Below are 10,633 nucleotides of genomic sequence, written 5' to 3'. Positions count from 1 at the left end.
CTGGCTGGGGCTGGGGAGGCCTTGGTTGGGGCTGGAATGCCGGCTGGGGCTGGGGCGGATATTGGAACCGTCCGTTCGTTGGAAGAGGATATTACGGCAGAAATTACGCTCGCATCTCGGGCAGACGTGGGTATTCCTATCTACCTGGAACTACCATAGCTTCGCGCACCAACAGAAGATATACTGATGGATTTAGATATAATAGCGGCCGTTCCAACAGAACCGTTGGTCGAAGCAATAATCTGGCAAGTCGCAGTGCCCGTGGCTACAGTAATCGCTCCAATGTGCGGAGAACGGTAAGTGCCGATGCCTTGGCCAGAAACCGCAATTACAGAACCAGTAGAAGTACACGAACATCGCCCGGCTACAATAGAAGTTCAAGATCATATAATAATAGGTACGGAACATCGCCTTCCACTAGAAGCAACCGAAGCTATAATGGCAGTAATGCGACCCGAAGCTATAACAGAAGTTCCGGAACACGGTCTTCAAGAGGCTACTCGCCCAGCAGAAGCTACAATCGTTCTTCGAGCGGTGCGAGCTCCCGAAGCTATCGTAGCAGTGGATACTCTAGGAGCAGTAGGTCTAGCGGAAGCTACCGCAGCTCTGGAAGCAGCTCTAGAAGTTCCGGCGTTAGCAGATCATCGGGAGGTTCACGTTCCTCTGGAGGAGCCTCACGTTCTTCTGGCGGTAGTAGAGGCGGACGCGGTGGCGGAAGACCATAATCATTCCATAAATTTATCGATTAATCTAAATCACAAGAAATGAAAAGAATCTCAACTTTCATCATGGTATTGGCATGCACTTTTGCAAGCGCACAGACCATTGATGATGTGGTACGCTATAGCACCGAGAACCTACAGGGAACCGCAAGGTTTCAGGCTATGGGCGGAGCGTTTGGAGCCTTAGGTGGCGATTTGTCCGCCCTTAACGTGAACCCAGCAGGTTCAGCCGTGTTCAACTTTAGTGAAATCAGCATTACGGGTTCCAACTATCATAGGAACAACGATGCCCTATACGGTGGTACCCTAACCAACACCACGGATAATTCCTTGGAATTTAATCAGGTCGGAGGTGTACTTGTATTTAATTCGTCCAACGATAGCCCTTGGAAAAAAATAGCATTGGCCTTTAATTATGATTTGGCCCGAAATTTTGACAACACTTATTTTGCATCGGGCAGTACCGCTGTTGGTGTCGATAATTATTTTCTCAACTTTGCACAAGGCGAACCATTAGGTCCCTTGCGCACACAGGAAGGTGAATTTGTGGAAGATGCTTATCTGGATATCGGAGCCAATTTAGGGTACTCGGCCCAGCAGGCTTTCTTGGGTTTCCAAGCCGGTATCATTGAACCCGTAGATGATGTCGACCAAAACACAGACTATTTCTCCAATGCCCAATACGGCACGGTTAATCAGCGGTATCAACAGAGCACTTCTGGATTCAACAGTAAATTCACGGCCAATTTTGCCACTCAATATGAGGACAATCTATACTTGGGGGCCTCATTAAATTTCCACAATGTACTCTATGAAAGAGTTAGCCTTTTGGACGAACAAGGTTACGATGCAGATTCCCCTATACAGACCATTGCGTTTGACAACCTCCTACGTACAGAGGGAAACGGATTCTCCTTTAGCCTGGGCGCGATTGCAAAATTGAATCAAACCGTACGAGTGGGTGCCAGTTATCAATCCCCTACTTGGTATAGGCTTGCAGACGATACCTCGCAGCGCATCAATTCCAATTTAGCGGTTCCCGACATCGACTTTATAAATTTCAATATTGTGAATTTGTATGAAGAATATCGCATAAAGACTCCTGAAAAATACACGGGAAGTTTGGCTTTGGTATTTGGTCAGGATGGATTGATAAGCTTTGACTACTCCTATCAAGATATGTCCAAAGCTGAACTGCGACCTACTTCCGACCCAAGCTTTGCCGATGAAAACGAATTCATAGGCAACACCTTGGGAGCGGTGAATGCATTCCGTTTGGGCGGGGAATACCGAATTGAGCAAGTAAGCCTTAGAGCTGGTTACCGGTATGAGCAAAGCCCTTATGAGGATACTGATTTTGTGGGCGACCTTAACGGATTTTCAGCAGGTATTGGATATACCTTCGGTGCCAACCGTTTGGATTTGGCCTATAGCCGCACTGAGCAGGATACCAATTCCTTCTTTTTTGATGGTGGTGTGGACAGTGCCGCCCTCATTAATCGTGTCAACACGAATATTGCCTTGGGCTATACCTTTAAATTCTAGAAAAAGAAAATATAATGCGATAAGGTCGGAAGAAATTCCGGCCTTTTTTTATCTATCGTACCAGCGAAAAATGTCTTCGCACGGACCTGGCAACAATAACATTTTCATCGTTGCGCTCATATTCCAGTCGGAACCAATAGTCGGATGAAGGCATATCCCTTCCATTAAACGTACCGTCCCAACCGACGTTTACATCAATCTGCTTTAGTAACTTTCCGTAACGGTCGAAAATATACACCACAGGATTCCCCAACTCCTCTACCCCGTACACGGTCCAATTATCGTGGGCACCATCACTATTGGGCGTAAAAAATTTGGGATAGCCCACGACCAAAAATTCGATAGGTTCAGTGGTCCCACAGCCATTCTTATCGTTGATGACCACGGTGTTTATTCCAGGGGGCACATCCAAAAACACAGGGTCGTCCTGATATTCCCCTCCGTTGATGGCATATTCATAATTTCCGTCTCCTACGGGAACAATTTCAATATTATAAGGGTCCGTCTGGTCGCTGTTGACCAAATCGTCGATGACCCGAACCTCATCCAATTCGGGAGTGCCGTAAAAGGTAATCAATACATCATCCGTTATAATGGTCGCCTGATTGGTTTCAATGGAAACAAAATAACGTCCGGAATTAGGACTTGAAACGGTCAACTCTGTCTCCGTAGCTCCATTCGCCAAAATTTGGTCGATAACACCGTTATCATCAAAATCGACGCTCCAAGTAACATTGGCGATATTGGGACCTGCAGGTGAATTAAGGGCAGATAAAACAATATCCGGGTCGCCTTCGCAGGCAACGATATCAAAGCCTAAAAACTCATCGCGCAAGCTACAGTCCAGTGCGGTATTTTGGTCTTCATCTACAGAAGTTCCCGTGAAAGTGAGGATAAAGTCCTCTGGTTCATCATCAAAATTGGTGTTGTAATTGTTGATGTAGAGGTAGTAGATTTCACCTTGTCTTACATTTAGCCATTCATCATAGGTGTTTTGACTCCCTTTTACGAACGGGGCTCCTTCCCTGCCATTTACGGGATTGACCCCAATCCCCGTGAACCCTGTTTCGTTGTATTCGTAATTGCAGCGAATGGGCTGGGCAGTCCCATCCCCAACTATGGTGCAAAAATTCTCATTGGAAGTTTCATCAAAAGGACCGTATAACGCAAAATCCCATTCGGCGGTAATTGGACTTCCCGGGGTAACGGGAAGAGCCTCAATATCAAAACCGATTTGTCCGTCGGTGCCCGCCCTAAACACATACCAAGCAGTGTTGTTTTCGATATTGGCCGAACTTACACTTCCCTTTTCCAAGCAGCCCGTCTGGGTGATGACCTCAGGGTCGAAATCGTCAATGTCCCCACCTCCGTCCGTGGTTCCCAAAATGGGAGCATCGGCACAAACAGGAATCGCTGTTCTACAATCTGGGGAGTTTTGCGCGCTGACCAACTGGCATACAAGAAAAAAACAGATAGCGCTGAATAGAGCTCTCATAGAATTTTGGGGCTATTGATTATGCTGCTTATTAGCAGTATAACTCGCTAACCTACCGTTTTAGTATACGGTCATCGAAGAAATTTACCGTTAATCGACAAACGGTAACACTTAGCTATCGCCTTAAGGAAAAATGGCTTTGCAAATATTTGGCAACGGTACGGTTACCATCTGCATCAATGTAGGACAATTTGAACCAATAATCGGTTGATGGCAGCGGCTTTCCTTGAAAATTGCCATCCCAACCTGCGTCAAACTCGTTCATCTGCTTGATGAGTTTACCATAGCGGTCATAAATGGTAACAATAGGAGAGTTTAAAGTAGAAAGTCCCTCAATCTGCCAAGTCTCATTGAGCACATCGCCATTGGGCGAAAAAGCGGAAAGAAAGCCCACGACCACAATTTCTTCTTCTACCTCACCACAGCCATACAGGTCGCGCATGCGAACTGTATGCAAACCGGGAGGAACACCTTGGAACACATTGCTGCTTTGAAAATCTGTACCATCCAGACTAAATTCATACGTTCCATCGCTCTCCGTATTGATGGTAACCGAATTATTGACGCTCATATCGGCTATATCGATACTGGAGATTTGGGGCATAGTCGATATCTCGACCACCACCGTTCTGGTAGCCTCACAAACAATTCCATTGGATTGATGGGTTGCTGTTAAGACATATTCTCCGGCTTCGGATACCAAAATAGACGGGGTTTGCTCTCCCGAACTCCATTGGTAAGTGTAATCAGCATTGGGCTGCGTTTCCCCGATTTCCAGAGTTCCGACGGCTTCACAGATGACAACCTGCTCATCAAAAGTTAAAACTGGAGTGGTTATGGCATTGATGGCAAAGCTTTGGGAGGCATCGTAGCAATCTGGGTTTGCCAATGAGGTTGTCCTTACGTAAATGGTTTCCGAGCCGGCGGACAGCAAATGATTCCGCTCTAGAGGGGCTACGCCGGCATTTGCATCGGCCTGGGTACCATGATAACTCACAATAACAGCATCAGCATCCATTCCTCCAATGGCTTCTGCATTTTTGACATTCAAATCAAAGGTCATATCCGGTTCAAAACAGAGGGTCTCATCTGTCAACATCCCCGCAACAGGTACTTCATTAAATCCGACTTGGACATCACTTACTATATTTTCTGCTGAAGTAAGGACCACAACGCGGTACATGCCCGAATCCGGAACGGTATACGTAGCACCAGCAGCACCTGATATCAACTGAAAGCCATTCCCACCATCACGATACCACTCGTAACCCGAAGCTCCAGAAGTTGTGGCATCCAAGACTACGGTTTCACCTTCGCAAACGGTAATGGGCGGACCCAACAAATTGCTGACAATGGAACAATCCAAAGCACTGTTGGGATAATCTACCCATACATTTCCGGTGAACTGAATGGAAAAACCAGAATTGATATTGCTAAAATTATTGATAAAGAGATAATAATCCTCCCCAGCCTCTACCTGTAGCCAGTCTTCATAGTGTACGGAATCTTCATCGCCCGTAGGGTCCTCTCCCACCCCAATAAAACTGGTATTCTCGCTATTGTCGAAAAAATTACATCGAACGGGGTCGCCCAAATTGTTGCAATCGGTAGCACGGTAGAGCGCAAAATCCCAATCCTCATTGCTGTTATGCCCAATATTGAAGCCTAATTGACCAGCTTCGGCCGTTCTAAAACGGTACCAAGCCGAATTGGATTCTATGGCTCCTGTGGTGGTCTGCTCCAAGCAACCGCTGGAGGAGGCGCCATTGAAGTCATCGGCACCAAAACCATTGGTTCCGCCATTTATTGGGGTATTGCTACAAATGGGAATGGCCTGGGAGCAATCTTGGGACACCTGCCCTTGTGCAGTTTGCCAGAACAGTAAAAACAATAAGGTCCTTAAAATAGGTTTCCACATAAAAGACTGTAGGTTTGGGCATTATAAAAGTACCGCACGCCTTGCCTTAACAATAATTTATGTTGTCAAACCCCAGATACCAGATGTTAAATCGTTCATTAATGTATATCTTTGCCCTCCACAAGTAGTACCTATGAAATTAGAGCAGGCATTGGAAGAACAATATGAAGAAAGAGGGAACGACCACGTAGGTTCCTCATCGGATACTCCTTTACGAGAGGATGCTTTTGTATTGAGCGACGAAGAAAAAATCGAAAGAATACAAAAAAGCGTCAGGGAAATTATGCTTACGCTGGGTCTTGACCTAGATGATGACAGTCTGAAAGGTACCCCAAAAAGGGTGGCCAAAATGTACGTACAGGAAATTTTTGGAGGATTGCATCCGGACAGAAAACCAAAATCGTCCACTTTTGACAATAAGTACAAGTACGGCGAAATGTTGGTCGAAAAAAATATCGTAGTGTATTCCACCTGCGAACACCACTTGCTGCCCATTGTTGGGCGGGCACATATTGCCTACATCTCCAACGGGACCGTTGTGGGACTTTCCAAAATGAACCGAATTGTGGATTATTTTGCCAAGCGTCCACAGGTACAAGAGCGAATGAACATCCAAATCGTCAAGGAGCTTCAAAAAGTGTTGGGCACAGAAGACGTGGCCTGCGTTATCGATGCAAAACACCTTTGTGTCAATTCCAGGGGCATCCGCGATATTGATAGTAGCACCGTAACCGCAGAGTATGGCGGCAAATTCAAGGAAGAGGCCACAAGAAGGGAATTTTTGGACTACATCAACCTCGATACCGAATTTTAAACACCAACCGTTTAAATGCAATTGTACAAAGACCAAACCTTACGCATCCATAACTCGCTTACTGGAAAAAAAGACGTGTTCCAGCCCATAAACGAAGCCCACGTGGGCATGTATGTTTGTGGTCCAACGGTATACAGCAATGTGCACTTGGGGAACTGTCGCACCTTCATGTCCTTCGACATGATTTTTCGGTATTTCAAGCATTTGGGATACAAAGTCCGTTATGTTCGGAACATCACCGATGCCGGACATTTGGAAAACGATGCAGATGAGGGTGAGGACAAAATTGCAAAAAAGGCCAAATTGGAGCAGATTGAACCCATGGAGGTAGTGCAACGCTACACCGTGGATTTTCACAACACCTTGCAGTTGTTCAACCTGTTGCCACCAAGTATTGAGCCTACCGCTACGGGACACATCATAGAGCAGATAGAAATCATCAAGGATATTCTTGAAAAAGGCTATGCCTACGAAGCCAACGGTTCGGTCTATTTTGATGTGATCAAGTTCAACAAAGATCACGATTACGGAAAATTGAGCGGCAGAAAGTTGGAAGATATGATCACCAACACCCGCGAGCTAACGGCCCAGGACGAAAAAAGAAACCCACAGGATTTTGCGCTTTGGAAAAAAGCCGAACCACAGCACATCATGCGCTGGCCGTCCCCTTGGGGCGATGGTTTTCCCGGTTGGCACTTGGAATGCACGGCCATGAGCACCAAATATCTGGGCGAAACCTTTGATATCCATGGCGGCGGAATGGACCTTAAGTTTCCGCATCATGAATGCGAAATAGCCCAGGCAGAAGCCAGCACTGGCAAATCGCCCGTAAACTATTGGATGCACGCCAATATGCTGACCCTGAACGGCAAAAAAATGTCCAAATCCACGGACAACAATATTTATCCTGCGGAAATCTTCAGTGGTGACAACAACATTTTAAGCAAGCCCTACACCCCAGCAGTGGTTCGCTTTTTTATGATGCAGGCCCATTATACCAGCATTTTAGATCTTAGCGATGAAGCCTTGCAAGCTTCCGAAAAGGGCTATAACCGCTTGATGGATGCCTTAGACAGTATCGATACTTTAAAAACAGGGGCGAAATCGGATTTTGACGTAACCGTATGGAAGCAGAAATGCTATGATGCCATGAATGACGATTTTAATACCCCGATACTAATCGCTCATTTGTTCGAGGCCGTGAAGCACATCAACCTGATCAAAGAGGACAAGGAAACCCTTTCTGCCGAAGACAAGGAGGAATTGAAGAAATCATTAGAGGCCTTTGTTTACGACGTACTGGGCATAGAAAATCAATCCATGGCGAAAGATGACTCCAACACCTTGAACGGTGTCATGGAATTGTTGATCGATATCAGGAACGAAGCTCGTGCGAAAAAGGATTTTGCCACCTCCGATAAAATCCGAGATCAACTGGTCGCCTTGGGAATTCAGATTAAGGATGGCAAGGACGGGACGACCTTCAGCGTTAATTAGGCGTTTTTCATAAATTTTGACTGGTACTCTCCGGGCGAAACATGGATTTTTCGTTTGAACAATCGGTTGAAATAGGAACGGTTCTCGAAACCGCATTCCAGATAGATCTCCTTTATTTTTTTATCAGGGTCCTTCAATAACTTGATGGCCATTTTAATGCGCTCACTATTGATGTAGTCAATGGGTGTAATCCCCAACTCCTCCTTAAAGGTTTTATGAAAATGGGATTCGCTCATGCAGGCTCTTTTGCTCAGGTCACTTACGGATATCGGTTCGTGCAAATGATTGGCAATATACTCCACCACATAGGCCAAGCGATTGTTGGAGCTCAACTTGGATGCATTTTGGATATAATTTTCACGTCGGTTGCCCTGCAAAATACGGATGATCAACTCTTGGAGCATATTATCCACAAAAAAGTCCTTGGAAGGGTGGTTTTCGGTAAATAAATACAAAAGCCGCTGAATGATTCCATAAATGCTGGCATCGTTGGTAAAGTGGTAGTTGTAATCCATCAAGGCCCATTCGGAACCATCATGCTTTGGCATGGATTCATTCATTAGGTTGATGACCTTGTTGATTTTTTCATCAGAAATCGCCATGGCGAGACAACGGGTCGGATTCTCTTGGTTGGCCTCAGGGAAATCGATACACATTACTTCGTTAGAGGGCAAGATCAGGGATTCACCTGGCAAAAAATCAAAAGAATTCTTGTCGCGCAAGTGCATCACCTTTTTTCCGATCAACATGGAAGCCAACACGGGTTGGTCAAATTGCAGCAATACCTTTTCTGCCTGCAAATGCGTTTCAAAAACATGCATCGCAGCATTGTTCAGCGTGTAGGACGTTTGGTTTTCTACCAAATGCTCCAATTTTCTTTCCTTAAAAAATCGTTCGGATAACTGCATACTCAGTGCTTACTCCTTAATATTTTAAACAAAAACTTATTAAATATAAAAAATACAATGGTGTTTTTTGTTAAAAATATAAATTCAAAGAGGATTGGTCATGTCATTAATAGAATACGTCAGATGTACGGCGCTCAAAATCAATACTTTTAGAATCAGTCACTTAAAAAGTGATGGTGCACATAACAATTAACTAAAACAACGTGTATTATGAGCAATGTACAAACTACGGAACGAAACGTTCTGGAAAAACCTAAGTTTAAGGACCAATATGAAAATTACATTGGTGGCAAATGGACCCTTCCTACCAAGGGAGAATATTTTGACAACGTATCCCCTGTAGACGGAAACGCTTTCACCAAGATAGCCAGGTCTACCTCAGAAGATGTGGACAAGGCCATTGATGCCGCCTGGGCAGCAGCTCCAGAATGGAACAATTCCTCCGCCACTTACCGTAGCAACCTGTTATTGAAGATTGCAGATGTGATGGAAAACAATTTGGAAGTTTTGGCCCGGGCCGAAACTTGGGACAATGGTAAGGCCCTTCGCGAAACCCGCGCGGCCGACATGCCCTTGGCCATTGACCACTTCAGATATTTTGCAGGGGTTATCCGTGCCGAAGAAGGCTCCGTAAGCGAATTGGATGCCAACACGGTTTCCATGAATATATTGGAACCACTGGGGGTCGTGGGACAAATCATTCCTTGGAACTTCCCAATCTTAATGGCCGCTTGGAAAATAGCACCGGCCTTGGCAGCAGGCAACTGTGTTGTTCTAAAACCTGCTGAGCAAACACCTGTAGGTATTTTGATTTTAATGGAACTGATTGAGGACATTCTTCCAGCTGGGGTGCTCAATATCGTCAACGGATTTGGTTTGGAAGCAGGAAAGCCCTTGGCGTCCAGTCCAAGAATCAACAAAATTGCCTTTACCGGGGAGACCACTACCGGACAATTGATCATGCAATACGCATCCAAAAATATTATTCCCGTCACCTTGGAATTGGGAGGAAAATCCCCAAATGTATTCTTTGAGAGCATTATGGAGGCCGATGACGAATTCTTTGACAAGTGTTTGGAAGGTGCTGTGATGTTCGCATTGAACCAAGGCGAAGTGTGTACTTGTCCATCCCGGATATTAGTGCAGGAAAGCATTTTTGATGCCTTTATTGAACGAGTGGTGGAACGCACAAAGGCCATTAAGCTAGGACATCCTTTGGACCCAAATACCATGATGGGCGCACAGGCTTCAAATGACCAGTACGAAAAAATACTTAATTACATCCAAATTGGTAAGGAAGAAGGCTGCGAAGTCCTTGCCGGCGGCGAAGCTGCCTACAATGAAGGACTTGAAGGTGGATACTACATCCAACCCACCATATTGAAAGGAAACAACAAGATGCGGGTGTTCCAAGAAGAGATTTTTGGTCCCGTGGTCTGTGTTACCACCTTTAAGGACGAAGCTGAAGCCTTGGAAATTGCCAATGATACCCTTTATGGATTGGGTGCCGGGGTTTGGACCCGCGATATGCACCAGGCCTACAAAATTTCACGACAGATACAAGCTGGCAGGGTCTGGGTAAATTGTTACCATGCTTATCCTGCACATGCTCCGTTTGGTGGTTATAAGAAATCAGGTATCGGAAGGGAAACCCATAAAATGATGCTCAACCATTACAGACAGACCAAGAACATGTTGATTTCTTATGACAAGAACAAACTGGGCTTTTTCTAG

The 10,633-nt window shown here is 45.4% G+C and carries 7 protein-coding genes and 1 pseudogene; 5 read left to right on the top strand and 3 right to left on the bottom strand.

Annotated features, from left to right (window positions below):
- Both RBB12_RS15325 and RBB12_RS15320 read left to right on the top strand, forming a co-directional pair.
- A pseudogene (locus tag RBB12_RS15325) lies at window positions 1-725 on the top strand (hypothetical protein); the annotation flags it as partial.
- Between the two features lie 39 nt (window positions 726-764).
- A complete protein-coding gene (locus RBB12_RS15320; RefSeq protein ID WP_179384370.1) occupies window positions 765-2,267 on the top strand; it encodes an OmpP1/FadL family transporter in 1,503 nt (500 codons plus the stop codon).
- A 52-nt stretch (window positions 2,268-2,319) separates the two neighbouring features.
- Here RBB12_RS15320 and RBB12_RS15315 read toward each other — a convergent pair whose 3' ends face one another.
- Both RBB12_RS15315 and RBB12_RS15310 read right to left on the bottom strand, forming a co-directional pair.
- Entirely contained in the window at window positions 2,320-3,762 is a 1,443-nt protein-coding gene (locus RBB12_RS15315; protein ID WP_306014436.1) for a T9SS type B sorting domain-containing protein, read from the bottom strand.
- Between the two features lie 115 nt (window positions 3,763-3,877).
- Window positions 3,878-5,680 carry a T9SS type B sorting domain-containing protein gene (locus RBB12_RS15310; RefSeq protein WP_306014437.1) on the bottom strand — a complete coding sequence of 601 codons (1,803 nt, stop codon included), beginning with the start codon at window positions 5,678-5,680 and terminating at the stop codon, window positions 3,878-3,880.
- 133 nt (window positions 5,681-5,813) lie between these two features.
- On the opposite strand from RBB12_RS15310, the gene folE reads away from it, so the two are divergent.
- Together folE and cysS are read left to right on the top strand one after the other, a co-directional pair.
- Window positions 5,814-6,494 carry a GTP cyclohydrolase I FolE gene (folE, locus tag RBB12_RS15305; RefSeq protein WP_179384373.1) on the top strand — a complete coding sequence of 227 codons (681 nt, stop codon included), beginning with the start codon at window positions 5,814-5,816 and terminating at the stop codon, window positions 6,492-6,494.
- Between the two features lie 15 nt (window positions 6,495-6,509).
- Entirely contained in the window at window positions 6,510-7,991 is a 1,482-nt protein-coding gene (gene cysS, locus RBB12_RS15300) for a cysteine--tRNA ligase (RefSeq protein ID WP_306014438.1), read from the top strand.
- Here cysS and RBB12_RS15295 read toward each other — a convergent pair.
- A complete protein-coding gene (locus tag RBB12_RS15295; RefSeq protein WP_306014439.1) occupies window positions 7,988-8,899 on the bottom strand; it encodes an AraC family transcriptional regulator in 912 nt (303 codons plus the stop codon). The two genes, cysS and RBB12_RS15295, sit on opposite strands and share 4 nt — an antisense overlap.
- Window positions 8,900-9,109: 210 nt before the next feature.
- Between RBB12_RS15295 and RBB12_RS15290 the strand changes: the two genes are divergently transcribed.
- Window positions 9,110-10,633, top strand: coding sequence for an aldehyde dehydrogenase family protein (locus RBB12_RS15290; RefSeq protein ID WP_306014440.1), 1,524 nt, complete (start codon window positions 9,110-9,112; stop codon window positions 10,631-10,633).

Source organism: Allomuricauda sp. MMSF_3307, assembly GCF_030733585.1.
Lineage (GTDB): Bacteria > Bacteroidota > Bacteroidia > Flavobacteriales > Flavobacteriaceae > Flagellimonas.
This window is presented reverse-complemented; position numbering and strand designations above follow the sequence as displayed.